The 24,579-nt window shown below is 70.0% G+C and carries 22 protein-coding genes and 1 tRNA gene; 12 read left to right on the top strand and 11 right to left on the bottom strand.

Annotated elements, in window-relative coordinates; translation table 11 throughout:
* Positions 1 to 46 precede the first annotated feature (46 nt).
* On the bottom strand, positions 47 to 1,573 hold the full coding sequence (locus ACEXHE_RS05040; RefSeq protein WP_091693753.1) for a pyridoxal-phosphate dependent enzyme: 1,527 nt from the start codon (positions 1,571 to 1,573) through the stop codon (positions 47 to 49).
* Between the two features lie 168 nt (positions 1,574 to 1,741).
* Here ACEXHE_RS05040 and ACEXHE_RS05035 point away from each other — a divergent pair, with 168 nt between their 5' ends.
* Entirely contained in the window at positions 1,742 to 2,821 is a 1,080-nt protein-coding gene (locus tag ACEXHE_RS05035; RefSeq protein ID WP_374784952.1) for a DNA-3-methyladenine glycosylase family protein, read from the top strand.
* 95 nt (positions 2,822 to 2,916) lie between these two features.
* Here the strand turns inward: ACEXHE_RS05035 and trxA are convergent, their stop codons facing one another.
* Complete coding sequence (trxA, locus tag ACEXHE_RS05030; protein WP_091692737.1) at positions 2,917 to 3,285, bottom strand: thioredoxin; 369 nt, start codon at positions 3,283 to 3,285, stop codon at positions 2,917 to 2,919.
* A 222-nt stretch (positions 3,286 to 3,507) separates the two neighbouring features.
* Here trxA and ACEXHE_RS05025 point away from each other — a divergent pair, with 222 nt between their 5' ends.
* Positions 3,508 to 3,948, top strand: a complete 441-nt coding sequence (locus ACEXHE_RS05025) for a hypothetical protein (protein ID WP_374784951.1) — start codon at positions 3,508 to 3,510, stop codon at positions 3,946 to 3,948.
* Between the two features lie 21 nt (positions 3,949 to 3,969).
* Here the strand turns inward: ACEXHE_RS05025 and ACEXHE_RS05020 are convergent, their stop codons facing one another.
* Positions 3,970 to 5,136 (bottom strand): RtcB family protein, encoded by a 1,167-nt coding sequence (locus ACEXHE_RS05020; protein WP_374784950.1) that lies wholly within the window; start codon positions 5,134 to 5,136, stop codon positions 3,970 to 3,972.
* Between the two features lie 403 nt (positions 5,137 to 5,539).
* A tRNA-Tyr gene (locus ACEXHE_RS05015) sits at positions 5,540 to 5,621 on the bottom strand.
* A 197-nt stretch (positions 5,622 to 5,818) separates the two neighbouring features.
* Here ACEXHE_RS05015 and ACEXHE_RS05010 point away from each other — a divergent pair.
* Together ACEXHE_RS05010 and ACEXHE_RS05005 are read left to right on the top strand one after the other, a co-directional pair.
* Positions 5,819 to 6,307, top strand: coding sequence for a YajQ family cyclic di-GMP-binding protein (locus ACEXHE_RS05010; RefSeq protein ID WP_091692729.1), 489 nt, complete (start codon positions 5,819 to 5,821; stop codon positions 6,305 to 6,307).
* 68 nt (positions 6,308 to 6,375) lie between these two features.
* Positions 6,376 to 6,852 (top strand): hypothetical protein, encoded by a 477-nt coding sequence (locus ACEXHE_RS05005; RefSeq protein ID WP_260060551.1) that lies wholly within the window; start codon positions 6,376 to 6,378, stop codon positions 6,850 to 6,852.
* Between the two features lie 72 nt (positions 6,853 to 6,924).
* Here ACEXHE_RS05005 and htpX read toward each other — a convergent pair whose 3' ends face one another.
* The 4 genes from htpX to ACEXHE_RS04985 all read right to left on the bottom strand — a co-directional run bounded on the left by htpX (position 6,925) and on the right by ACEXHE_RS04985 (position 10,122).
* Entirely contained in the window at positions 6,925 to 7,794 is an 870-nt protein-coding gene (gene htpX / locus ACEXHE_RS05000) for a zinc metalloprotease HtpX (protein WP_374784949.1), read from the bottom strand.
* A gap of 48 nt (positions 7,795 to 7,842) precedes the next feature.
* On the bottom strand, positions 7,843 to 9,252 hold the full coding sequence (locus ACEXHE_RS04995; RefSeq protein WP_356966965.1) for an FAD-dependent oxidoreductase: 1,410 nt from the start codon (positions 9,250 to 9,252) through the stop codon (positions 7,843 to 7,845).
* 158 nt (positions 9,253 to 9,410) lie between these two features.
* Positions 9,411 to 9,716 (bottom strand): hypothetical protein, encoded by a 306-nt coding sequence (locus ACEXHE_RS04990; RefSeq protein WP_356966967.1) that lies wholly within the window; start codon positions 9,714 to 9,716, stop codon positions 9,411 to 9,413.
* A gap of 79 nt (positions 9,717 to 9,795) precedes the next feature.
* The gene (locus tag ACEXHE_RS04985; protein ID WP_374784948.1) at positions 9,796 to 10,122 is read right to left on the bottom strand and encodes a hypothetical protein; all 327 of its coding nucleotides are present in this window, start codon (positions 10,120 to 10,122) and stop codon (positions 9,796 to 9,798) included.
* Between the two features lie 367 nt (positions 10,123 to 10,489).
* Between ACEXHE_RS04985 and ACEXHE_RS04980 the strand changes: the two genes are divergently transcribed.
* The 5 genes from ACEXHE_RS04980 to rarD are packed head-to-tail and all read left to right on the top strand — an operon-like array spanning position 10,490 to position 18,476.
* Positions 10,490 to 10,951, top strand: coding sequence for a hypothetical protein (locus ACEXHE_RS04980; RefSeq protein WP_374784947.1), 462 nt, complete (start codon positions 10,490 to 10,492; stop codon positions 10,949 to 10,951).
* Position 10,952: 1 nt separating this feature from the next.
* Positions 10,953 to 12,305, top strand: coding sequence for a type VII secretion integral membrane protein EccD (eccD, locus tag ACEXHE_RS04975; protein ID WP_374784946.1), 1,353 nt, complete (start codon positions 10,953 to 10,955; stop codon positions 12,303 to 12,305).
* A complete protein-coding gene (locus ACEXHE_RS04970; protein WP_374784945.1) occupies positions 12,305 to 13,465 on the top strand; it encodes a hypothetical protein in 1,161 nt (386 codons plus the stop codon). The genes eccD and ACEXHE_RS04970 overlap by 1 nt, the downstream gene beginning before the upstream one ends.
* Positions 13,462 to 17,562, top strand: coding sequence for a type VII secretion protein EccCa (gene eccCa, locus ACEXHE_RS04965; protein WP_374784944.1), 4,101 nt, complete (start codon positions 13,462 to 13,464; stop codon positions 17,560 to 17,562). The genes ACEXHE_RS04970 and eccCa overlap by 4 nt, the downstream gene beginning before the upstream one ends.
* Entirely contained in the window at positions 17,559 to 18,476 is a 918-nt protein-coding gene (gene rarD, locus ACEXHE_RS04960) for an EamA family transporter RarD (protein ID WP_245760493.1), read from the top strand. Before eccCa ends, rarD begins: the two co-directional genes overlap by 4 nt.
* Positions 18,477 to 18,560: 84 nt before the next feature.
* Here the strand turns inward: rarD and gabT are convergent, their stop codons facing one another.
* Entirely contained in the window at positions 18,561 to 19,934 is a 1,374-nt protein-coding gene (gene gabT, locus ACEXHE_RS04955; RefSeq protein ID WP_091692703.1) for a 4-aminobutyrate--2-oxoglutarate transaminase, read from the bottom strand.
* Positions 19,935 to 20,089: 155 nt separating this feature from the next.
* Here gabT and ACEXHE_RS04950 point away from each other — a divergent pair, with 155 nt between their 5' ends.
* From ACEXHE_RS04950 to ACEXHE_RS04940, 3 genes are read left to right on the top strand one after another with little or no spacing between them, the layout of a single operon-like run.
* On the top strand, positions 20,090 to 21,637 hold the full coding sequence (locus ACEXHE_RS04950) for a PucR family transcriptional regulator (protein WP_374784943.1): 1,548 nt from the start codon (positions 20,090 to 20,092) through the stop codon (positions 21,635 to 21,637).
* A 4-nt stretch (positions 21,638 to 21,641) separates the two neighbouring features.
* Positions 21,642 to 22,190 carry a hypothetical protein gene (locus ACEXHE_RS04945; protein WP_260060561.1) on the top strand — a complete coding sequence of 183 codons (549 nt, stop codon included), beginning with the start codon at positions 21,642 to 21,644 and terminating at the stop codon, positions 22,188 to 22,190.
* A 1-nt stretch (position 22,191) separates the two neighbouring features.
* A complete protein-coding gene (locus ACEXHE_RS04940; RefSeq protein WP_374784942.1) occupies positions 22,192 to 22,716 on the top strand; it encodes an HIT family protein in 525 nt (174 codons plus the stop codon).
* A 63-nt stretch (positions 22,717 to 22,779) separates the two neighbouring features.
* Here ACEXHE_RS04940 and ACEXHE_RS04935 read toward each other — a convergent pair whose 3' ends face one another.
* The gene (locus ACEXHE_RS04935) at positions 22,780 to 23,220 is read right to left on the bottom strand and encodes a hypothetical protein (protein ID WP_374784941.1); all 441 of its coding nucleotides are present in this window, start codon (positions 23,218 to 23,220) and stop codon (positions 22,780 to 22,782) included.
* A gap of 248 nt (positions 23,221 to 23,468) precedes the next feature.
* A complete protein-coding gene (locus ACEXHE_RS04930) occupies positions 23,469 to 24,575 on the bottom strand; it encodes a polyprenyl synthetase family protein (protein WP_374784940.1) in 1,107 nt (368 codons plus the stop codon).
* Positions 24,576 to 24,579: the final 4 nt, after the last annotated feature.

The following is a 24,579-nucleotide window of genomic DNA, read 5'->3' as shown; positions in this document are numbered from 1 at the left end:
CTCTGGCGCCGGTGCGGTCCGGCGGATCAGATCAGGTCAGGTCACATCAGTGGGTGACGTGGGCCAGCAGGTCGTGCAGGGTCACGATCCCGGCCACCACGCCGTCCTGCATGGCCAGCAGAGCCGGTGCACCGGTGTCCTCGAGCCGTTCCCTGGCCTCGATCAGGGTGGAGCTGACGTTGACGCGCGGCAGTGCCGGACCGGCGTGCTCACCGACAGGCTCCTGCGGACCGGCCTGCCCGGAGGCGAGCAGTTCAGCCAGGCCCGTGACCTGCACGGTGCCGTGGATCTCTCCGGTGCGCAGGTCATCCCGCGGGGCGCCGACCACCGGGAGCGCGTCCACGCCGTATCGGTTCATGGTGGAGATGGCCTCGGCGATCGTGGTGTCCCGGCTGGCGGTGACCACCTTCGGGAGGGATCCGGGCATCCAGGCGTCCTTGTCTCCCAGGACCTCGGCGACCGTGGCCTGCCAGGGCGAGGGGCCGCCGTCGGGAGTCCTCTGCTCGCCCTCGCCGGGCTCGGAGGTGGCGCCGGGAGCCACCACCGCGCGGGGCTGGCGAGCGCCGTCCCCCACCACGCCCTCGGGCAGCACGGACTCGGCGGTCACCGTGGTGAAGCCCTGCTCGTCCATCCAGGTGTCGCTGAAGATCTTGCCCAGGTAGCCGCGGCCGGAGTCGGGCAGCAGGATGACCATAACGTCCTCCTCGGTGAGGTCCTGGGCCGCACGCAGCCCGGCCACCACCGCCATGCCGGAGGAGCCGCCCACCAGCAGGCCCTCCTCGGCGGCCAGCCGGCGGGTCATGGCGAAGGACTCGGCGTCGGAGACGGCATGGACCTCGTCTGGGACGGACTGGTCATAGTTGCCCGGCCACATGTCCTCGCCCACGCCCTCCACGAAGTACGGACGTCCGGTGCCGCCGGAGTAGATGGAGCCGTCCGGGTCTGCGACCACGATCCGCACCGGTCCCTCAGCGCGGTCCGCGGAGACCTCCTTGAGGTACCGGCCCGTGCCGGTGACGGTGCCGCCGGTCCCTGCGCCGGCCACGAAGTGCGTGATGCGTCCGGCCGTGTCCCGCCAGATCTCCGGGCCGGTGGTCTCGTAGTGCGAGGCCGGCGCTGCGGGGTTGAAGAACTGGTTGGGCTGATACGCCCCGGGGATCTCCCGCTCCAGACGGTTGGAGACCCCGTAGTAGGAGTCCTCGGACTCGGGCGGGACGGAGGTCTGAGTGACCACCACCTCGGCGCCGTAGGCGCGCAGCACGTCCCGCTTCTCCTGGCCGACCTTGTCCGGCGTGACGAACACGGAGCGGTAGCCCTTGAGCTGGGCGACCATGGCCAGGCCCACGCCGGTGTTGCCGGACGTGGGCTCCACCACGGTGCCGCCGGGGGCCAGGCGTCCGTCCGCCTCGGCCTCCTCGAGCATCTTCAGGGCGATCCGGTCCTTCACGGAGCCTCCCGGGTTCAGGTACTCCAGCTTGACCAGCACGGTGGCACGGATCCCCTCGGTCACCCGGTTCAGCCGCACCAGGGGCGTGTTCCCGATCAGCCCGAGCACGTTCTCGGCATACTGCATCTGGTGCTGCTCGGGTCCGGGCTGGGCGGCGGGTGTCTGGGGTGCCTCATTCGTCATGGCCCCCACGGTACCGGCGACCCCGGACACCACAGCAGTCCGAGGCCACAGCAGGTCACGTTCGTCCGCCCAGCGCGGAATCCTGTCCGCCGCGCGTGAGACCATCATGCGGTGAGCAGCCTCCAGCGACCCGGCGACCCGGCGGGCACCTCCCCCACTGTCCTGGGTGCGCTGCCGACCCCGGACGCCCAGGCGGTGCTGGAGCCGGGCGTCCCGGTGGATGTGCGCCTGACCCTGGGCGTCCTGCAGCGCGGTCATGCTGATCCCGCCGTCCAGTCCCGGCCGGACGGCGTCTGGCTCTGCCACCGCCAGCCGGATCCGGACGATCCCACCGCCCCGGCCCTGCCGGTCACCGTCCTGGTCCGCCCGGCGCCCTCTCCCCTGGTCCCCGGTCCGGTCCACGTGATGGCATGGGGTCCCGGCGCGGACGCGGCCATCCGGTCTGCGCCCGCACTGCTGGGACTTCCCGACGACGGCTGGCCGGCTTTCGACGACCTGCTCACCTCGCAGCGGCACGGGAGTGCGGGGTGGTCACGAGCTCTGCCCTCCTCCGTGGTGCGCGTGCGCCGGACCCACCCGGGCCTGCGGCTGCCGGCGACCGGTCGGCTGGTGGATCAGCTGTTCACGGTGGTGCTGGAGCAGAAGGTCACGCACGATCAGGCCCGGGCCGGGTGGCGGTGGCTGGTGCGGACGTTCGGCGAGCCTGCTCCGGACCCGGCGCCCGCGGGGATGCTGATGGCCCCGCGCGCTGAGGCGGTGCGGCTGATCCCGAGCTGGCAGTGGCATGCCGGGTGGGTCCAGCCCGGCCAGTCCAGGGCCATGGTGCAGGTGGCCGCGCGGGCTCGGACCTTGGACCGGCTAGGCCGCGCGGCAGGGTCGCACCGAGTGGATGCGGCCGCGGAGCTGGGTCGAGTGCTGCAGGCGGTGCCGGGCATCGGGGCGTGGACGGTGGCCGAGGCGCTGCAGCGCACGCACGGCTCCGCTGACCTGGTGGCGGTGGGAGACTACCATCTGGCCCACCACGTCGGAGAGGCCCTGACCGGCCGCCGGACCGATGACGCCGGCATGCTGGCTCTGCTGCGGCCCTGGGTCGGACACCGTCAGCGGGTGGTGCGGCTGATCGGGCTCTCCGGCTTCCGGCCCGCCCGATTCGGGCCGCGACTGACTCCGGCCGACCACCGCGGCCGCTGAGCCCGTCCCGTTGGGGGCGGTCAGCGGCGGCGGGGCCGGCCGGATACGTCAGTGTGGAGCCTGCGTCAGTCGGGCGCAGGCCGTGGAAGGCGAGGTCAGCCTTCGTTCTGGTTCTGGGCGATCTTCTCGCGCACCTCGTCCATGTCCAGCGCCTTGACCTGAGTGACCAGGTCCTCGAGCTGGGAGGCGTTGATGGCGCCGGGCTGGGCGAAGACCAGGATCTTGTCCCGGAAGGCCATCAGGGTGGGGATCGAGGTGATGTTGGCGGCGGCCGCCAGTCCGGGCTGTGCCTCGGTGTCCACCTTGCCGAACACCACGTCCTCATGGTCGGCGGAGACCTGATCGTAGACGGGGGCGAAGCGCTTGCACGGTCCGCACCATTCGGCCCAGAAGTCCACGAGCACGATCTCGTTCTCGGTCAGGACCTGCTCGAACTCGGCTTCGGTGATGTCGCGGGTAGTCATGCGTCCACCCTAACGGTGCGCCCGGGGCGTCGTCAGGGGTGTCCACAGTCAGCGAACGGGACGGCTCCGACCGTCGGCGTTCCCTCCTCCACAGCGGACCTGCTGAGCCCCAGGATCCACATCCTGCTCTGGCCGCAGGTGAGAGCCCCCAGCCGTTCTTAGCGTCGATCCCATGGACAGGGGACATCAGGTCGCCTGCCGGACGATCGGACGGAGACGACCATGGACAGCACGGCGATGACCGACCACCACGGGCCCCAGGGATCGGGGCGGATGATGCCGGGCCGGAGGGCCACGGTGCTGGTGGTGGTCCCGGGATCGGATCAGGACCAGGCCCTGCGGGAGTCGATGGGCTGGGTGGCGGCCTTCGAGGAGGACTGTGGGCTGGTGATGGACCGCTCGGCCACCGAGCTCTACGCGGTCGCCCGGGCGGCGGACCTGAAGCGGCCGCTGATGCCTCCCCGAGAGACGACCACGTCCCTGGACATCGACTTCATCTGCGTGGGTGGCCGCTGGTTCCATCCGGACGACTGCCCGCCCTGCCCGCCGGACACCAATGGGGCCACCGCCTGGGCCTGGGCCTACTACCAGCTGATCATGGGGGCCGAGGACGACTCCCTGTGCACGCTGTGGGACCTGATGCCCCTGCCGGCCATGGTCTGATCCGGCAGGGGGCACAGGCGCTCAGTCCCCCTTGACGTTCACGATCTGCCGCAGAGTGTGGCGGATCGTGACCAGGTCGGCGGCGTCGGCCATCACCTGGTCGATCGGCTTGTAGGCCGCCGGGATCTCGTCCAGGAACGCGTCGGTGTCCCGGTACTCGATCCCCGCCATGGCCTCACGCAGCTGCTCGACGGTGAAGGCCTTGCGCGCGGCAGACCGGGAGTAGGCCCGGCCGGCCCCGTGGGGTGAGGAGTTCAGGGACACCGGGTTGCCCTTACCCTCCACCACGTAGGAGGCGTCGCCCATGGAGCCGGGGATCAGTCCCATCTCCCCCTCGGTGGCTCGGATGGCCCCCTTGCGGGAGACCCACACCTGCTTGCCGAAGTGCTTCTCGGACTCGGTGAAGTTGTGGTGGCAGTTGATCCGCTCCTGCTCCTGCACCGGAGTCCCCACCCATTCGGAGACCTGACGGATCACCCGGTCCATCATCTCCTCGCGGTTGAGCAGGGCGAAGTGCTGGGCCCACCGCAGCTCCCGGATGTACCGGGAGAACTCCGGGGTGCCCTCCACCAGGTAGGCCAGGTCCGAGTCCGGCAGATCGATCCAGTACCGCCGGGCCACGTCAGCCGCGACCATGATGTGGTGCTGGGCGATCTTGTTGCCGATTCCGCGCGACCCTGAGTGCAGGAAGGTCCAGACCCGGTCCTGCTCGTCCAGGGAGATCTCGATGAAGTGGTTCCCCGAGCCCAGCGATCCCAGCTGGACGCGCCAGTGCCCGGCGTAGGAGGAGGGATCGAAGCCAGCCTGCTCGGCGAGTGCCTCCAGCTCGGCGATCCGCGGTGCGGCCGTGGCCACGACCTTCCGGTTGTAGCCGCCGGCCGAGAGAGGGATGGCGCGCTCGATCGCCTCGCGCACGCTGGTGCGCTCTGAGGGCAGGTCGTCACGGGTGAACTGGGTGCGCACGGCGATCATGCCGCAGCCGATGTCCACGCCCACCGCCGCCGGGATGATGGTCCCCAGAGTGGGGATGACCGATCCGACGGTCGCGCCCATGCCCAGGTGGGCATCGGGCATCAGGGCCAGGTGAGGGTGGATGAAGGGCAGCTGCGAGGTGGCGATCGCCTGGTCGCGAGTCTTCTCATCCAGGATGGAGGCCCAGTTCACGAGCCTCCGGTTGATGTGTTCCACAACGGTGGAGTCCTTTCCTTCAGGTGGTGCAGGCGGTCCCAGCTGGTGCTGAGGACCGGTGAAGGTCCGGGATGCGGTGCCTGAGACAGGGAGTCTCCCTCCCTGGAAGCAGCTGAGCGTCCCGAACCGGTGGGTTCGAGACGCTCTGTCAGGTCAGTGCCCCTGCGAGGCACAGATGTCCTGAGTCAGGTCTCGGCTCCCTGCCGATGACATGCCGGAGAAGGCTGAGGCTGGGCCTTCAGCTCGACCAGGTGCGAGCGCGCGCCCGTCAGCCGTGCGGCGAGGCCGAACGACTGGAGTGCGGTGAGCTGACGCATCAGAACTCCTGGATCATCGGTGGGAACAGTCCGCCCAGATGCGAAGAATGCGGGAGCCATGTGGCTCCCGCATTCTTCAGGCGGTGTGGCAGATGAGGGATTCGAACCCCCGTAGGCAATGCCAGCTGATTTACAGTCAGCCCCCTTTGGCCGCTCGGGTAATCTGCCGGGGAACTCTCCAGGGATCGCGTTCCGTCCAAGGGACATCCCGCGTTCGCCCGTCAAGCGACTCCCTACTGTAGCGCAGGCTGAGCCCGATCTGGAAATCCGTCGGCTCCCCCGTCCGGGACGGCGACGGTAGGCTGACAGCAGAACGATGCCAGCCGGTGCGCCCGGCTGCCCCGACCGAGCCGAGAAGGAGAACCATGGCCAGCGATTCGACCTTTGACGTCGTCAGCAAGGTGGACAAGCAGGAGGTCAGCAACGCGCTGAACCAGGCCCAGAAGGAGATCGCCCAGCGCTACGACTTCAAGGGTGTGGGCGCCGAGATCGACTTCAGCGGTGAGAAGGTGCTGATGAAGGCCAACTCCGAGGAGCGGGTCAAGGCCGTGCTGGACGTCTTCGAGTCCAAGCTCGTCAAGCGCGGAATCTCCCTGAAGTCCCTGGATCTGGGTGAGCCCTTCCCCTCCGGCAAGGAGTTCCGTCTGGAGGCCTCCATCAAGGAGGGCATCGACCAGCCCACCGCCAAGAAGATCACCAAGCTGATCCGCGATGAGGGCCCCAAGTCCGTCAAGGCCAATATCCAGGGCGATGAGCTGCGCGTCTCCTCCAAGTCCCGTGACGACCTGCAGTCGGTGATCGCCATGCTCAAGGACTTCGAGGACGCGGACCTGCAGTTCGTCAACTTCCGCTGACCCCTGCCCCACTCTCCCCTCACCGGGCCACCCCCGGTGTCCCCTCCCGGAAGGACCGGACCCCCGGCATGATGTACCTGATCGAACCCGATGCCACCGTCCTGATGACCTCGCACGATCTCGGCGCGATCAAGGTCATGGAGCGCCGAGACGGTCGCGACCCGGCCCGGCTGGCGTGGACGCCGGCACCCGCGGGAATCCAGCCCTCGGACGTCCTGGCCGCGGCCCTGCGCCACGGGATCGACATCCGCCGTGGCCTGATGGTGCACCCGGCCTTCGTGGAGACCCTGATGGAGCCGGCCCGGCTGCGCCGGATCGCCGAGGAGCAGCGGCGCGTCGAGGAGCAGCTGGCCTCACTGGGACCGGTGTCCGGGCAGAGCGACGAGGATCGCGCGGCGTTGAAGAAGGCACGGCAGGACGCCGACGACGCCATCCATCAGGCCGAGGTGGCCGCGGACAAGCTGAAGAACGAAGACGTCAAGGACCACCTGGTGGCAGCCTGGCAGCGCATGGGCGGCACCTTGGCAGGGTCCCACGCCGCCTGAATCCTGTCTCCACAGCGCACGGCGCCTCACCTGCAGAAGGTGAGGCGCCGTCGTCGTGCTGGGGGTGTCCGGTCAGTGCTGGCCCAGCACCCGGGCCATGCCCTCGAGCCTCTGGATCCGGTCGGCCATCGGCGGATGGGTGGAGAACATCGCCTTCGGATTCCGGAACGGGTTGGCGATCATCAGGTGGGAGGCGTTGACGAGCCGCTGCTCCTGCGGCAGCGGTGCCGCCTGCACGCCGTGCTCGAGTTTGTACAGCGCCGAGGCCAGCGCCAGTGGGTCACCCGTCAGCTGGGCCCCGTCCTCGTCCGCGTCGTACTCCCGGGTCCGGGAGATGGCCATCTGCACCAGGGAGGCGGCCAGCGGTGCCAGCAGGGCCAGGGCGATCATCGCCAACGGGTTGACGTTGCGCTGGCCCCGTCCGCCACCGAAGAACATCAGGAACTGCGCCACCGAGGTGATCAGTCCTGCCACAGCGGTGGCCACGGACGAGGTCAGGATGTCCCGGTTGTAGACGTGCATCAGCTCATGGCCCAGGACTCCGCGCAGCTCCCGGGCATTGAGCATGCGCAGGATCCCCTCCGTGCAGCACACCGCTGAGTGCTGCGGATTCCGACCGGTGGCGAAGGCGTTCGGGGACGGCGTCGGTGCGACATACAGGCGCGGCATCGGCTGGCCGGCCTGCGCGGAGAGCTCCTGCACGATCCGGAACATCTCCGGCTGCTCCTGCTCGGTGACCGGGTAGGCCCGCATCGACCGGATGGCGATCTTGTCACTGTTCCAATAGCTGTAGGCCGTGGTGGCCAGGCCGATCAGTGCGAAGATCCAGATCCAGGTCGAGCTGCCGGTGCCCGCGGCGATCAGCCCGCCGATGGCCAGCAGGATCCCGAACAGGGCGGCGAAGAGCAGGGCGGTCTTCAGGCCGTTGTGGTGACGATGCATGCCACCACCCTAGATCGCGAGCACCGCACCAACGGCGCAGGGCCGCACTCAGCCGGAGTGGGCCTCGCGGCTGATCCGCGTCATCTCCTCTCGGGGCACCACCTTGACGCGCTCGCGCTCAACCGGACCGGCGGCCGTGGCCTGCTGCCCCAGGGAGAGCTCATGGGCGTCCAGGGCCAGCCAGCCCTCCCAGGTGGTGTACTCCACGCCGCGCTGCTCGAGCAGGTCGATCACGGACTGCTCGTCCGGGACCTGCGCGGTCCACAGGTTCGGCTCGTCCTCGAGCATGCAGCCGATGGTCTCCAGGGCATCGCCCTTGGTGTGGCCGATCAGGCCCACCGGTCCGCGCTTGATCCACCCGGAGGCGTACAGCCCGGGCACGTGCTGCCCTGCCTCGTCCAGCACGCGGCCGGCCTCGTTGACGATCACGCCGCGGCGCTCGTCGAAGGCCACGCCCGGGACCGGAGAGCCGAAGTAGCCGATGGCCCGGTACACGGCCTGGACCGGGTAGTCGATCATCTCACCGGTGCCGGTGACGCCGCCGGTGCCGTCCAGCTCCATGCGCTCCATGCGCAGCCCGGCGACCTCACCGGACTGCTCGCCCTCGCCGGGCAGGATCTCCACGGGGGCCTGCAGGAAGTGCAGGTGCAGGCGGCGGGAGGCTCCGGTGTCCTGCTCCTCCACCAGCCAGTTGGTCAGGGTGTTGACCATGGTCTTGATCTGGTTGTTCGTGGAGGCGGCCTCCTCGGAGGCGGCGTCGAACTCGAAGTCCTCCGGGTACAGCACGATGTCCACGTCGCGGGAGTGGGCCAGCTCGCGCAGCTCCAGCGGGGTGAACTTCACCTGTGCCGGGCCACGGCGCCCGAAGACGTGCACATCCGTGACCGGTGAGGCCTTCAGCCCCTGGTAGACGTTGTCCGGGATCTCGGTGACCAGCAGGTCGTCGGCGTGCTTGGAGAGCATCCGCGCCACGTCCAGGGCCACGTTGCCGTTGCCGATCACGGCGATCTCACGGGCGTTCAGCGGCCACTCCCGGGGCACGTCCGGGTGACCGTCGTACCAGGAGACGAAGTCCGCGGCGCCGAAGGACCCGTCCAGCTCGGCACCGGGGATGTCCAGAGGCGCATCCAGGATGGCGCCGGTGGAGAACACGACGGCGTCATAGTGCCGGCGCAGGTCCTCCAGGGTCAGGTCGGTGCCGAAGTCCACGCCGCCCAGGAAGCGGATGTCCCCGCGGTCCATCACCTTGTGCAGGGCCTTGACGATGCCCTTGATCCGCGGGTGGTCCGGGGCCACGCCGTAGCGGATCAGCCCATAGGGCGCCGGGTAGCGGTCGAAGAGGTCGATGCTGACCTCGAACTCGCGTTCCGCCTTGGTCAACAGGTCTGCCGTGTACACGCCGGCCGGTCCTGCGCCGACGATGGCCAGACGAAGGGGACGGGACGGGGCAGCGCTCACAGGAGTTCCTTCACAGCGTGGGGGTCTCGGGACAGTCCGGGGCTCAGGGCACCGACCCTCCAGTCTACCGGCAACACAGCACCGCCCTCCTGCACGGTCGAGGCCGTGGGAGGGCGGTGCTGGGACGGGCTGCCCGGAGGCGTCCCGTGGGGCGGGGATCAGCCGCGGTTCATGCCCATGATGGCGTCGGAGGCGCGCTTGTGGGCGTTGCTGGCGGTGACGTCGTTCTCGATCATCAGATCGCGGGCCTTCTCCACGATGCGCTTGACCGCGTCACCGGCCTCCAGCCACTTCTTCTCGACGGTGTCGTACTCGGCGTCGTTGTCGGTGGCCTGGTAGTTGCTGGCCACGTAGTTCTTCTGGGTCTCGCGGTCACCGAGGATGCCCTCGATGCGTCCGGCGATCGCGGCAACGTCGGCCTCGTACTGCTCGGCTGCTCCGGCGTCGTACTTGATGGTGGTCATGATGGGTCCTTTCGGGCGGTCTTCTCAGACCTGAAGCTCTGGCGTGGAGTGGTGGATGAGGTCGGGTGCGCCTGAGGCGTCACCGAGACATCGGGAACTCATCGGTGGTGGACGAGGTGGCGTCGGCGACCATGGTGTCCTGCTCCTCGATGTAGGACTGGTACACCTCGGCCTGACCGGTGTTGATCATGCCCAGGGCCTCCACCAGGATGTTCTGGCACTCGTTGACCTCGACCATGAAGTTCTCGTACGCCGTAGCACCGGCGCCCTTGAAGGTGTCACGCAGAGCCTTGACGGAGGTCTCCAGGTTGCCGACCTCGGCCAGCAGCTGCTCGCCGGAGTCGCCCGACTCCTGCATCGCCTTGTGGAAGACATTGATGTCCGTCATTTCAAGCTGGATAGCCATGTGATTCCCCTTGTGTCAGGACCCTCCGGTCCGTTTCCTGGATGCGGACCGTTCGTGGTGTGACGGCCCCTGATGTTCAGTTCTGACGCCCGGGTCGGTGCCAGTCGGACGGTGTGTTCGTCGCCTCCCCCGCAGCTCTCCGGCCCAGTGATTCCATCCTCCGTGGAGTCGCCGCAGCAGGTCAACTGCCGAGCATGGGGAGAACTACCCATGCTCCTCTGCCGCTCACCTGGCATCATCTCAGGGCCGGTGCTGGAATGATGCAGGGGAGAACCTGGGATGATGGATCTCGGCCGGCCGTCGGTGATCGGTCGGCCGATCACCCGGTGGACACCGTGCCGGCAGAGGACGCAGAGGAGGGGCAAGCATGGCCATGGACTTCGATTCCCAGCTGATCGAATCAGTGGAGGTCCGTCGCAACCGTCTGACGGCCTCTCTGCTGTATGGGGCCAACCCCACCGAGCGACGCTGGAAGGACCGCACCCGCCTGCTCATCTACGGCGTGATCGCCACCGCGGTCATCTGCGCCCTGTGCGTGGCGATCTCCTTCGTGGTCCAGATCCTGACCAACTGGCTCTCCGACCGCGAGGAGCGTGAACGCCAGCAGCAGGAGCGCCAGCAGGAGATGGAGCAGCGCGACCAGGAACGACGCCAGCAGGAGGAGCAGCAGCGTCAGGACCAGCCTCAGGGCTCAGCTCCGACTCTCCGCCTGCCGGCCGCCCACCTGAGTGCGAACCCTGCCGCCCCCACCGACCTGTCCGCCCTCACCGCACTGCCGATCGCCGCCACCACGCTGACGGCGAGCGCCGAACCCCTGGAAAGGTGCTGACGTGCCCAGCCCCTACACACGCGTGTCCCTGATCGGGCAGCGGCGCAACGCCGATGCCCTGTTGCCCTCAGACACCCCGGTCGGCGCCCTGCTGCCGCAGATCCTGGACCTGCTGGACGACCGCCCCCAAGAGGGACTGGGGACCAAGCTGCTGGTGCGCACCTCCGGCGAGACGGTGGACCCGGAGCAGACCTTCGCCGAGGCCGAGGTGCTGGACGGGGAGCGTCTGAGTGTGGTCTCCCAGACCGAGGCACCCCCGGCACCGATCGTCTATGACCTCAACGACGCCGTCACCGATGCCACCGAGTCGGTGCGCGGCCGGTGGTCCGAGCTCTACCGCTATCTGATCTGCGGCGTGATCGCCGCCCTGGGCACCTGGTTCGCGGTCCACGGGCTGCTGGACCTGTACGCCCAGGACATCCGGGCCTGGATCGAGCTGGGATTGGGAGCCGTGCTGCTGATCGCCGGGGCCTCCGTGGCGGCACCGGGACGGATGCGGGCGGTGGCCGGGACCCTGATCGGCACCGGAGTCCTGTTCGCGGGCACCGGCCTGTGGAACCTGGACCTGCCGCAGGAGTGGCTGCTGCCCGCCTCTGGGGCCCTGGCCGCCGTCGGGATGGGTCTGTTGGGGTTCGTGGTCCGCCGTCCCCTGGCGATGTTCATGGCCGCGGCGATCACCGGCGGCCTGACGCTGGTGTGGACTCTGGCGCCGCTCATCGCCGACTGGAGCATCGGCGACCGGGACGCCGAGGTGCTGGTCGGCAGCGCCGGGATCGCTGGGATCATCACCGTGCTCGTGCTGGGCATGCTGCCCAAGATCGCCCTGTCCGCCTCCGGCCTGGCCTCCCTGGACGACTCCCATTCCCAGGGACGGTCGCTGCTTCGCACGGACGCCGATGCCGCGATCGACGCCGCGCACGGCGGACTGGTGACCAGCACCGTGGTGGGTGCGCTCTCGGCGGCGGCGGCCCTGTGGCTGATCGGCGAGGACACCTCACACCACCCCTTCTCCGTTCCCCTGCTGGCCGCTCTGACCCTGGCCGTGGGGCTGCGTGCACGCTCCTTCCCGCTGGCCAGTGAACGGATCCCGCTCTACCTGGCCACCGGTGTGGGGGTGCTGTCCCTGGTCCGGCTGGCCACCGCCTACCAGCCTCAGTTCGACGGCGTGTTCCTGGCGGTCCTGCTGGCCCTGGCCCTGCTGGTGGGCTCCGGCCTGTCCGTGGACCTGCCCGAGCATTCCCAGGCCCGCATGCGCCGCCTGGGCGACACCGTGGAGGCGCTCGCCCTGTTCGCGGTGATCCCCCTGCTGATCGGCTACTTCGGCATCTACGCAACCCTCTGGGAGATCTTCTGATGAGCTCGATGACCCCGGGCACCACCCCCGCCTCGCGTGATCCCTGGGCGGATCCGGCAGGTCCCGACGACGGCCGGTCCCGTTCCGCTGCCGCGCCGCGGCAGGTGCCGGGCTTCGTCCAGGCGGACTGGAGCTCACGAGGCCAGATGCGCCAGGACCTGGCCCGTGCCCAAGACGATCGCCGCACCGGGTTCGAACCGGTCTCCGGAGCCCTCTCCCGCCGGGTGGGCGATCGACCGGCACTGTCCCTGGTGGCCCGGGCGGCGCGCTCGGCCGGGAACCTGTTCCGGCACGATCCCACCGCGGAGCGCCTGCAGAGTGCCGCACGCGGGGTCCAGGCCCCGGTCACCACCGGCCGACGGATCGCCGTGGTCTCCCTGCGCGGCGGGGCCGGCAAGACCACCGTGGCCGCCCTGCTCGGGCGGACCTACGCCTCACTGCGTCCGGAGCCGGTGGCGGCCCTGGATCTGGACTCCGGCGTGGGTGCCCTGGCGCTGCGGCTCTCCGACCCCTCCACCGCCGGCGTCCCGGTCCCGAGCGTGGATCAGCTGGCCGCAGGTCTGGAGGGACTTCCCCAGGTGAACCAGCAGGGTGTCACCTCGCTCATGGGACAGGCCCCGGATGAGCTGCACCTCACCGGTCCGCGCACGGCCGGCGGCCCTCTCGGCCGAGCCCGGCTGACCTCCACCCTGGCCACCGTCTCCCGATTCTTCCCGGTCACCGTGGTGGACTGCCCCACCGGGCTGGACCACCCGGACACCGCCCAGGTGCTCACCCAGGCCCACGCAGCCGTGTTCGCCGTGCCCGCCACGGCCACCGGCGTGGACGAGGCCGCCGGATACCTGCGGCACTGGCTGCAGGACCCGTTCCTCTCCGCCATCCCGGTGGCCGCCGTGGTCACCGCCAGCGACCGAGCCTCCGCCCTGGACCCGCTGGCCCAGGCCGCCGCCCTCACCCGGGTGGGAGTGATGGCCGGCGCGCTGCGCTACGACCGCCACCTGGCCGGAGGCGTGGGGATCCGTCTGCCGCTGATCCGCCCGGAGAACCGCCGCGCCACCGCGGAGCTGGCCTCCGGGATCCTGGCCGAAGCCAACCGTCAGCGCGGAGGTGCCGGGGCCGCCGAAGCCGCGGGACGTCGTCGGGAAGGCCGTGCACAGTGACCCAGAAGGTGATCCACCGGCCGGCACGGACCTCTGCCCCGGCCCGGCCCTACCGTCCCTTCTCCATCCAGGGCCCCCAGCCGGTGGACCCCTCGGCCGAGGAGAGCGGCGGCGGGAACATCATGCAGATCCTGCCGATGGTGGCCGCGGGCGGCTCCATGATGGTGATGATGACGTTCCGGCAGAGCCCGTTCGCAGCGGTCGGGGCCATCGCGATGATCGTCTCGCTGATCGCCGCCCTGATCATGTTCGCCTCGCAGCGCGGCAAGGCCACGCGGCGGCGCAAGACCCTGCGGGACACCTACAACCGCTACCTGGAGCGCACCCACCGCACGCTGCGGGACGAGGAGTCCGCGGCCCAGCTGGCGGCACGGGCCTCCAGTCCCCCGCCGGCCGCCCTGTTCGACATCGTGCGGGACCCGGCTCGGCTGTGGGAGCGCCGCCGCTACCACGAGGACTTCCTGCACACCCGGATCGGCTCTGGCCGCCGCCCCACCCGGGAGATCAGCGTCTCCCTGACCGAGGTGGCCAGCCAGGTCCAGGACGAGTTCATGCTGCGTGAGGCCGAGGCCCTGAAGCAGCGCTTCGAGACCGCCCCGGACATGCCGCTGACCGTTCCGCTGGACTCGGCGGGCAACATCTCCGTGGTGGGCTCGCGCGAGTTCGGTCTGCGGGTGGCCCGTGCCCTGGTGGCCGGAGCCGCTGCGCTGCAGTCGCCCGAGGATGTGCGCCTGGCCCTGGTGGCCCCTCGTGAGTCCCGCGAGGACTGGGACTGGATGGAGCTGCTGCCCCACCTGGACGACACCTCCACCCAGCATGTCACCGGTGCGGTGAAGCTGATCGCCCCGGACACCGGCGCGCTGCTGGAGCTGCTGGACGAGGACCTGCAGTACCGCTCCAAGGTGGCCGGTGAGACCACCCGGTACGGGCACGAGGTGACGAAGGGGTCCCCGTTGCTCTCCCGCCTGATCGTGGTGGTGGACGGCTATGGCACACCGGTGCAGGACCTGACGATGGGCGACTCGCACTTCAGCCTGCAGGCCCGCGGCATCACCCTGGTCCACCTGTGCGCCGACCGGCTGCACGAGCCCTCCGAGGTCTCCTACCGCATCTCCGAGACCCCCCACCCCCGGGAGGACGGACGGGTGGGCTTCCTGCTCGAGGACCGCACCCAGGACCAGGGCCATCCCGTGCGCACCGAAGGCGGGCTGGATGAGTTCGACTCCTCCACCGCCACCGGCCTGACCCAGGAGCTGGCGCCGCTGAGGCTCTCCCTGGACTCCCTGGAGCACTCGGCCGCGGAGAACGCCGCCGCCCTGTCCTTCCTGCAGATGCTCGGGCTCTCCCAGCGCCTGGACCGCGCCGATGTGGAGCGGCTCTGGAAGCCCCGCCCCCACGCGGACTTCCTGCGCGTCCCACTCGGCCCGGATGACAAGGGCAAGCCCGTGCTGCTGGACCTGAAGGAGGCCGCCCAGCTGGGCATGGGCCCCCACGGACTGTGCGTGGGCGCCACGGGCTCGGGCAAGTCCGAGATGCTGCGCTCGCTGGTGTTCGGTCTGCTCGCCACCCACTCCCCGGACCAGCTGGCCATGGTCCTGGTGGACTTCAAGGGCGGCGCGACCTTCGCACCGTTCGAAGGCGCCCCGCAGGTCACCGGCATCATCACCAACCTCTCGGACGACCTCACCCTGATCGAGCGCGTGTACGCCTCCCTCAACGGGGAGATCCTGCGCCGCCAGGAGGTGCTCAAGGCCGCCGGGAACATCGCCAACATCACCGACTACCAGATCCACCGGGATGAGCAGCTGGCCCAGGGCAACGAGATCGAGCCGCTGCCGCACCTGGTGGTTATCATCGACGAGTTCGGTGAGCTGCTCACCGCTCGGCCGGACTTCATCGACCTGTTCCTGTCCATCGGGCGCATCGGCCGCTCGATCGGCGTGCACCTGCTGCTGAGCTCCCAGCGGATCGAGTCCGGCAAGCTGCGCGGCCTGGAGACCTACCTGTCCTACCGGCTGGGCCTGCGCACCCTCTCCGAGTCGGAGTCCCGCACCGTGCTGGACACCCCGGACGCCTTCCACCTGCCCCCGCTGCCGGGTTACGGCTACCTGAAGGTGGACACCACGGTCTACTCCCGGTTCAAGTCCGGCTACGTCTCCGGGCCTCTGGAGGACGAGCAGTTCGAGGAGGAGCAGCGCCGGGACCCGGAGGAGGAGATCCCCCCGGTGCTGGAGGCCCCGGACTACGCCCTGGTGCTGGACGACCCGTTCGAGCGTGGCCCGGGCGAGACGTCCGAGACGAAGAAGGACGGACCGGCCCGGCGCACCACCGGGCCCACGGTGATGTCCACCATGATGGACACCCTGCGCACCTTCCCCCGCTCGGTCAAGCCGATCTGGCTGCCCCCGCTGCCCGCGACCACCACCCTGGACGCCACGGTCGGCGAGCCCCAGCGGACCGAGACCGGCCTGCGCCTGCCGGAGGGAGGCCGTCTGCGCGTCCCTGTGGGCATCCTGGACGACCCGGCCAAGCAGTGGCAGGGACTGTGGGAGATCGACTTCGCCTCCGGTTCGGGCAACCTGATCGTCCACGGCGGGCCCCAGTCGGGCAAGTCCACCACGCTGCGCACCATCGTCGCCTCCCTGGCGCTGACCCATTCCCCGCAGCAGGTGGGCGTGTACTGCATCGACCTGCTCGGAGCGAACCTGCTGCCCCTGGGGGACCTGCCGCATGTGGGCGGCGTGGCCATCCGCACCAACCGCGAGGTCATCACCCGCACGGTGGACGAGGTGGTGGGCATGCTCGCCCACCGCGAGCGGATCTTCGAGAAGCACGCCATCGACTCCCTGCCCACCATGCGCCGGATGCACGCCGAGGGACGCCTGCCGGAGCTGCCCAGTGCGGACATCTTCCTGGTGATCGACGGCTACGGCCAGATCGCCGAGGAGTTCGAGGACCTCACCAGCAAGATGGTCACGCTGATCAGCCGCGGCGGCGGCTACGGGATCCACGTGGTGACCTCGGTGAACCGCAACAACGAGGTCCGGGTCACCCACCAGTCCTTCTTCACCCACCGGATCGAGCTGCATCTGACCGAGCCGGGCGACTCCCAGGTGGACCGCAAGCTGGCCGCGAACGTGAACCCGGAGGCCCCCGGCCGGGCCCTGTCCCCGCAGAAGCTCCAGGGCCACATCGCCCTGCCGCGCATCGACGGCCAGGATGATCCGGAGACGGTCACGGACGGGCTGAAGGACCTGGTGGACCAGGTGGACCGGTTCACCCAGGGTGCGGCCATGAAGGTCCGGGTGCTGCCGGGCATCGTGGAGGCCTCCACCGTGCCCACGCCGGCCCAGCGCGGCCTGTTCCCCATCGGTCTGCGTGAGCTGGACCTTCAGCCGGAGTGGCTGGACCTGGAGAACAAGGACCGGAACATCATCGTCATGGGCGACGAGGAGACCGGCAAGTCCAATCTGCTGCGCCATGTGGTGCGCCGGTTCACGGACACCCACACGGACGACGAGCTGTTCTTCGTGGTCTGGGATCCCCGCCGCGTGCTGGGCGACGCCGTTCCGGAGGACTACCTGGGCGGCTACGCCACGAACTCGGCGATCGGAGCGCAGCTGACCAACGCCGTGCTGACCGAGATCAAGAAGCGCCAGGACCCCACCGGGGAGAATGACACCCCGCAGCGCAAGGCCCGGATGATCGCCCTGATCGACGACTATGACATCTTGACCGTGGGCGGCGGACAGTCTCCGCTGGCCCCGCTGGTGCCATTCGTGCCGATGGCGGCGGACCTGAACATGCACTTCTTCCTGACCCGCCGGGTGCGCGGCGCCTCGCGCGGGATGTACGAGTCGTTCTTCTCCACCCTGCGGGACAACGGCACCACCTCCCTGATCCTCTCGGGCGACCGCGGCGAGGGCAGCCTGATCAACGGGGTCCGCGCCAAGAAGCTGCCTCCGGGCCGTGGCCAGCTGCTGATGACCGGCCGACCCCTGATGACGGTCCAGACCTTCTGGCAGCCCGAGGGCGCGGCAGGCGCCTCCGCCGGGCCCGACGACGGCCAGGCGGCTTCTGCAGGATCCTCCCGGTGAGTGCCCGGCCGGTCACCGGCTCGGGGCTGGCCTACGGGCTCTCCGCCTACCTCTGGTGGGGGCTGCTGCCGCTGTACATCGCCGTCACCGCCCCGGCGCCGGCCGCGGAGATCGTGGTGGTGCGGATCGGATTCACCCTGGTGGTGTGCCTGGTGCTGCTGGCGGTGCTGCGCCGATTCGCCGACCTGGCCCGGCTGCTCATCTCCCCCCGGCGCCTGGGGATCACCGCCCTGGCGGCGGTCCTGGTGGCGACCAACTGGGCGGTCTACACCTACGCGGTGACCTCAGGGCAGACCCTCGAGGCGGCACTGGGGTACTTCATCAATCCGCTGGTATCGGTCCTGCTGGGCGTGCTGCTCCTGGGCGAGCGGCTGCGCCGGGCCCAGTGGATCGCCGTGGGCCTCAGCGCGGTCGCCGTGATCGTGCTGGCGGTGGGGCACGGTCAGGTGCCGTGGATCGCCCTGGCCCTGGCGGTGACGTTCGGCGTCTACGGACTGGTGAAGAACCGACTCGGTCCCACCGTGCACCCGGTGGCCTCCCTGGGCGCCGAGACGGTGGTGCTGATCCCGGTCTTCGTCGTCGGGATGGTCTGGCTCTCCTCCGCCGGGATGCTGACCCTCCTGGACCACGGGGCCGGTCACTTCTGGATCCTGGCCGCGTCCGGCGTGGTGACGGCGGTGCCGCTGATCCTGTTCGGCACAGCAGCGGGGCGTCTGCCGCTGAGCGTGCTGGGACTGATGCAGTACATGGCCCCGGTGATGCAGTTCCTGGTGGGGCTGCTGGTCTTCCACGAGCACATGTCCGCGGGCCGCTGGACCGGGTTCATCCTGATCTGGATCGCCCTGGTGATCCTCACGGCGGACACCCTGCACCACACCCGCCACACCCGCCCCAAGGGTCGCCAGCAGAGCTGATCCCCCCTCAAGCACAAAGTGACCGTACCCCGTCACTGTGGTGGGGGTACGGTCACTTTGTGCTTAAGGGGGTGGCGCTGTCGGTCAGGCGTGCTTGCGCACAGCTGCCTCCAGGACCTCCAGGCCGTCCAGCAGCAGCTCCTCGGAGATGACCAGCGGGGGCAGCAGGCGGATGACGTTGCCATAGGTGCCGGTGGTCAGGATGATGACACCCTCGGCCAGGCAGTCTGCGGCGATCTTCTTCACCACGTCGGCGTCCGGGGTCTTGACCGAGTCCGCCGAGCCCTTCTGCACGAACTCCATGGCCAGCATGGCGCCGCGGCCGCGCACGTCGCCGATGATGCCGGTCTCCTGGGCCAGCTTCTCCAGGCGCGGCAGGACCAGCTCCTCGATCCGGCGGGCGGCACCGTTGAGGTCGTGCTCGCGCATGGTCTCGATCGCACCCAGTGCGGCGGCGCAGGCCACCGGGTTGCCGCCGTAGGTGCCTCCCAGACCGCCGCCGTGCACGGCGTCCAGCAGCTCGGCGCGGCCGACCACACCGGAGAGCGGCATGCCGCCGGCGATCCCCTTGGCCACGGTGATCAGGTCCGGCTCGATCCCCTCGTGCTCGGAGGCGAACCAGGCGCCGGTGCGGCAGAACCCGGCCTGGACCTCGTCGGCGATGAACACGATGCCCTTCTCACGGGCGTACTCGGCCAGGCGCGGCAGGAAACCCTCAGCTGGGACGATGAACCCGCCCTCGCCCTGGATCGGCTCGATGATCATGGCGGCGATCGACTCCCCGCCGATCTGCTTCTCCATCTGCAGGATGGCGCGCTCGGCGGCCTCCTTTCCGGTGATGTTCGGGTTCTCCTCGCGGAACGGGTAGCTCAGCGGCATCCGGTACACCTCGGGGGCGAACGGGCCGAAGCTCTTGCCGTTGGCGGACTTGTACGGCGCGGCCTTGGCGGTCAGCGCCATGGTCAGGTTGGTGCGGCCGTGGTAGGCGTGGTCGAAGGCGACCACAGCGGTGCGGCCGGTGGCGATGCGGGCGATCTTGATCGCGTTCTCCACGGCCTCGGAGCCGGAGTTGAACAGGGCGGCCTTCTTCTCGAAGTCACCGGGAGCCAGCTCGGCCAGCGCCTCGCAGACCTCCACATAGCCCTCGTACGGGGAGACCATGAAGCAGGTGTGGGTGAAGTGCTCCACCTGCTCCTTCACGGCCCCGACGACGGCCGGTGCGGACGCGCCGACAGAGGTCACCGCGATGCCGGTGCCCAGATCGATGAAGGAGTTGCCGTCCACATCCAGCAGCACACCGCCGTCCGCGTCCTGCACGAAGAACGGGTTGGAGGAGGCCACGCCGGAGGCCACGACCTTGGAGCGGCGGGCGGCCAGCTCGGCGGAGCGGGGGCCGGGGATGTCGGTCTTGACGTGGCGCTTCTGCTCCAGGCGGTACTGCATGTCCTTGACGGTCATGGGGATCCTTCCATCGGTGTCGGCTGCGGCGGGCACAGCGGTCCATACTGATGCCGAGCGTAGTCCCCGCAGGCACCCTCCGTCAGGGGCAGCTGCACACCGTCACACCCCACAGACGGTGCGCCTGCACACCACGTGGTGAGTAGGATTCGACCATGCCCACCACGCTCTCGGACCTGATGCACGCACCCGGCCTGGACCTGCGTCAGGTCGGCGCCGTCCCGGCGGACACCGCAGCCGTGGTGCGCTGGGTGGCGGTCACCGAGGTGCTGGATCCCGGGCGCTTCCTCTCCGGCGGCGAGCTGGTCCTGACCACCGGGGTCCGTCAGCGCTCCGCGGCCCAGCAGCGTGACTTCACCACCGCCGTGGCCCAGGCCGGCGCCACCGCCTTGGGCTACGGGACCGGACTGGGGCATCGCAAGGTGCCGGCCGCCGTCGTGCAGTGCGCGGATGCGCTGGGTCTGCCGCTGGTGGAGGTGCCCCTGGAGACCCCGTTCATCGCGCTGAGCCACTTGGTGGCAGACCGGCAGGTCACCGACCACGTGGCCCGGCTGACCGAGCTGATGGACCACCATCAGCGGCTGGCCGAGTCGCTGCTCTCGGGGCGGGGCGTGTCCGGGTTCGTGCACACCCTGGCCGGACTGGTGGGCGGCCGGGCGGCTCTGGAGCGCTACGGGACCGTGGTCCACCGGGCTGCGGCCAAGGGTGTCCCTCCGGTGGAGGATCGCGGCTCGGGCCTGGTGGTCGAGGTGGAGGGCGGACGGACGTTGACCGTTCCGGTGGCCACCGGGCTGCCGGACCGCTGCCGGCTCCACCTGTGGACCCCGGATGCACCCGGGACGCAGGCGGAGGGCCAGCCCGAGGCGGCCGACCATGACCCGCTGACCCAGTTGGCCGCCTCGGCACAGAACTTGCTGGCCGTGCGGCTGAGCAGCGACGCCCGCACGGTGGAGGCCTCGCGCCGGCTGGCCGGCGAGGTGCTGCAGGACGTGGTGGACGGCAGCCTGCACGGCCAGGAGGCCGCGGTGCGCCTGGCGGCCCTGGGCGTGGATGCGGCGGCGCGGCATGTGGTGGTGGCAGTGGAGTCCCAGAGCAGCTCGTCCGCCCGGCTGCTCGCCTCCCTGCCTCTGCCGGCCCAGCTGCACGGCGCGGCCACGGCCCTGGTGGAGGACCGGCTGATCGCGGTGGTCCCCTCTCAGGGGGTGAGCGGACGGGACGGCGAGCTGCTGATGGATCACCTGGAACGGGCGGGCATCAGGGCCCGTGCGGGTGCCGGTGCCTCCTACCCCCGCCCGGAGGGACTGCGCTGGAGCTACTACGAGGCCCTGGAGGCCCTGCATGACGGCACCGGGTTCACCCAGTCACGCCGGCTGACCATGGCCTCGCTGCTGATGTCCGCGCAGGATGTCCCGCTGGCCGACCTGGCAGCTGAGGCACTGGATCCGCTGAAGGACTCGGACCGGCGCCACCACACCGACCTGATCCGCACGCTCACGGTCTACCTGGAGTCGGATGGCCAGGCCGGGGAGGTCGCCCGGCAGCTGGGGATCCACCGCAACACGGTGCGCTACCGGCTGCAGCAGGTGGCCGAGCTCTCCGGGTTCGACCCCACGGTCACCGCCGGCCGCGTCCACCTGTGGCTGGCCCTGGCCCAGGAGCGGCAGAGCCGGGGACGGTCGCTGGACGTCAGTTCCCTAGACTGAGGGCATGTCCCCTCGCACCTCCCGCCGGTCCGGCGCCGCTGAGCCCACCCGCGTGTTCCTCGAGTCCTTCCAGAACCTGGTCCCGCTCTACCTGGACACCCCGTGGACCGCAGCAGAAGGCGTCCCGGCCGACGAGCTGGACGCCCTGCTCGCCCAGTCCCCCGCCGCACAGGAGAACGGCGGCACCGCACCGGTTCCGCTCTCGCTGTACGAATTCCACCTGGCCCTGGGCAGCTGTCCGGAGCTGCTGGAGAACGAGCACTTCTTCTGGGACGCGGACGAGCTGGAGATCCGGGACGGCTACCTGATGTTCCTGGAGGACGCGGAGGAGTCCACCGTCTGGGGACTGCCCGTCTCGGACGCCTCCCTGCCCGACCCCCTGGTCTGGCGCCGCTCCACCGGTGCGGACGCGGACGAGGGTGAGTGGACCAACGAGGGAGGCACCTTCAGCGAGTTCACCCTGGACCTGCTGGAGTGGACCTTCGGCGAGGACGAGGACCCGGCAGGCCAGATTCCCGACGGCGGCGCTCCCGGACGCCGGAAGGGCCGCTGAGGTGCCCCACGGGTCAGCATCCTTCCCCAGCTTCCCCTCCCACGCTCCCGAGGGCTATGTGTGCCCGTTCTGCGGGCTGGTGGAGGGTGATGTGTCCGATCCCGGGAACCGGTGTGAGCTGACGGATCTGGTCCACCAGGACGAGGACGTGATCGTCTTCATGGCCTGCGACGGCTTCGGGCCGCATGAGGGCCACGCGATGATCTCCCCCGCCCGGCACCATGAGACGCTCTACGACCTGCCGGACGCCGTGCTGCAGAAGATCGCGCTGATGGCCCGTCACGTGGCCGTGGCGATGAAGGCTGCCTGGGCGCCCGAGGGCGTCTCCACCCGCCAGCACAACGAGCCGGCGGGCAACCAGCACGTGTGGCACTACCACCTGCACATCTTCCCGAGGTGGCCGGACGACATGCTCTACCGCCAGCTGCGCCATCCCGTGGATCCAGGGGTCCGAGCGGTCAAGGCCCGCGAGCTGCGCGCCGCACTGCAGGACGTGCTGGCCGCACGCAGCGGCGAGCGCGACTGAAGCAGACGGGCTCCGCCGCGGACAGTGGTCCGGCCCCCCGTTCTGGACTGGGCCGGAGCACTGTCAGCGCCGTTCCAGCACCGCCTGATGCTCGCCCTGGGTGAGGGTGATGGTGGTGCCGTCCTCGGCGAGCTGGGCCGTGACCGTCCCGGTCAGTACGCTCCGCACCGCCGTGACGGCCTCGTCCAGATCCTCTGCGCAGCCGATGGCCGGGATCTGCTCGGCCTCCTGGGTGTAGAGGACCGCCTCGGTGGGCCAGGTGGACCAGTCCTCGGCGGTGATGTCCACGCGGGTGCACAGGCCAGTCACGTCGATGAAGCTGGTGCCCTTGACCTCGGTGACCACGGTGACGTTCAGGTCCTGAGGGATCTCCACGGGCCGACCGCGCGCGGTCAGCTCCAGCAGGGCGTAGTTGCCCATCAGCTCGGACTCATCGGCGGCCACCGCGTCCGGAGCCCCACTGGAACCCTCAGGGTCATGCTGCTGTTCGACGGATGCCTGCACCGAGGACACCGCGGACACGCCCCCCCGATCCCGGTGCCGCACAGGCGCCCAGGGACAGTCCCAGGGCGGTCAGCACTGCGGCTGCAGCGGTCGTGGAACGGTGTGTCATGAGGAGCGGCCTGCCCCCGACCCGATGGTGCGGAACAGCCTCCACGGACATCGAGTCTCAACTGTGACCTGGGATCATGCCGAACGGTCACTCCGTGGCCCTGCCGTGACCGGTGGCCGGCGTCCGCAGGACCCCAGGGTCAGGCGCGGCGGGAGACCACGTAGTCGGCGAACGCCTCCAGGGCGACCTTCACCGGGGAGTCCGGCAACGGGGCCAGCGCCGCGCGGGCATCCTCAGCCCAGCCGCGGGTGATGGTCCACGCCTCGTCGATCACCGGGTGCGAGGCCACCGCCTGCACGGCCGCCGCCAGCTGCTCGTCGGTGTCCAGCGGCCCGTCGATCAGCTCCACGGCAGAGCGTGCGGCCTCGCCGTCGGGCCCGTCCTGCAGGGCGGCCCGCCGCAGCAGCAGCACCGGAAGTGTGGGCACCCGCTCCTTCAGGTCCGTGCCCGGCACTTTGCCCGAGGTCTCAGAGGCGCTGGTCAGGTCGATCACGTCATCGGCGAGCTGGAAGGCCAGTCCCACCTTCTCGCCGTAGTCCGCCAGCACCGCCACCGCCTGCGGGTCCGAGCCGCCGAAGAACGCGCCCAGGTGCCCGGCGGCGGCGATCAGCGAACCGGTCTTGCCCGCCAGCACATCCAGGTAGTGCTCCAGCTCGTCCACCCCATCGGCCGGACCCACGGTCTCCCGCAGCTGTCCCAGCACCAGGCGCTCGAAGGTGTCCGCCTGGATGCGCACCGCCTCCGGACCCAGGGTGGCCATCAACTGTGAGGCGCGGGCGAACAAGAGGTCCCCGGCCAGGATCGCCACCGAGTTGCCCCACATCCGGTGGGCGGTGGGAGCGCCGCGGCGCACGGGGGCCTCATCCATCACATCGTCGTGATAGAGAGTGGCCAGATGGGTCAGTTCCATCACGACGGCAGCCCGGCGGGTCTGCTCCCCCACCTCCCCGACCTGCCCCGAGGCCACCTCAGGGTCCCCCAAGAGGGAGGCCAGGATGGTCAGCAGCGGGCGGATGCGCTTGCCCCCGGCCTCCAGCAGGTGGCGGCTGGTGGTGTCAGCCAGTTCATCGGCGTGTGAGACCGCCTCGGAGAGCTCGGCCTCGACCGCGTCCAGGGCCTCGACCACCACATCCAGCAGCCGAGGGTGCTCGGTCAGGCCCGCGAACCCGGCGGGCAGGGTGATCCCGGCCAGGGCAGGGCTGGCCACGGCAGGGTCGGCCGCATGGCCCGAGTCATGGGAAGTCACCGCA

This window comes from Micrococcus sp. IITD107, from assembly GCF_041927415.1.
Lineage (GTDB): Bacteria > Actinomycetota > Actinomycetes > Actinomycetales > Micrococcaceae > Citricoccus > Citricoccus terreus.
Note: the sequence above shows the minus strand (reverse complement) of the source record. Positions and strands in the feature narration are given on the sequence as shown.

Bases quoted from the DNA above. Each gene is read 5' to 3' on its own strand.
- ACEXHE_RS04970 (WP_374784945.1), top strand. From the start codon at position 12,305: ATGAGCTCGATGACCCCGGGCACCACCCCCGCCTCGCGTGATCCCTGG.
- ACEXHE_RS05005 (WP_260060551.1), top strand. From the start codon at position 6,376: ATGATGTACCTGATCGAACCCGATGCCACCGTCCTGATGACCTCGCAC.
- gabT (WP_091692703.1), bottom strand. From the start codon at position 19,934: ATGACCGTCAAGGACATGCAGTACCGCCTGGAGCAGAAGCGCCACGTC.
- ACEXHE_RS05040 (WP_091693753.1), bottom strand. From the start codon at position 1,573: ATGCAGTATGCCGAGAACGTGCTCGGGCTGATCGGGAACACGCCCCTG.
- ACEXHE_RS05010 (WP_091692729.1), top strand. From the start codon at position 5,819: ATGGCCAGCGATTCGACCTTTGACGTCGTCAGCAAGGTGGACAAGCAG.
- ACEXHE_RS04990 (WP_356966967.1), bottom strand. From the start codon at position 9,716: ATGACCACCATCAAGTACGACGCCGGAGCAGCCGAGCAGTACGAGGCC.
- ACEXHE_RS04945 (WP_260060561.1), top strand. From the start codon at position 21,642: ATGTCCCCTCGCACCTCCCGCCGGTCCGGCGCCGCTGAGCCCACCCGC.
- ACEXHE_RS04950 (WP_374784943.1), top strand. From the start codon at position 20,090: ATGCCCACCACGCTCTCGGACCTGATGCACGCACCCGGCCTGGACCTG.
- ACEXHE_RS04985 (WP_374784948.1), bottom strand. From the start codon at position 10,122: ATGGCTATCCAGCTTGAAATGACGGACATCAATGTCTTCCACAAGGCG.
- htpX (WP_374784949.1), bottom strand. From the start codon at position 7,794: ATGCATCGTCACCACAACGGCCTGAAGACCGCCCTGCTCTTCGCCGCC.
- ACEXHE_RS05025 (WP_374784951.1), top strand. From the start codon at position 3,508: ATGGACAGCACGGCGATGACCGACCACCACGGGCCCCAGGGATCGGGG.
- ACEXHE_RS04980 (WP_374784947.1), top strand. From the start codon at position 10,490: ATGGCCATGGACTTCGATTCCCAGCTGATCGAATCAGTGGAGGTCCGT.
- trxA (WP_091692737.1), bottom strand. From the start codon at position 3,285: ATGACTACCCGCGACATCACCGAAGCCGAGTTCGAGCAGGTCCTGACC.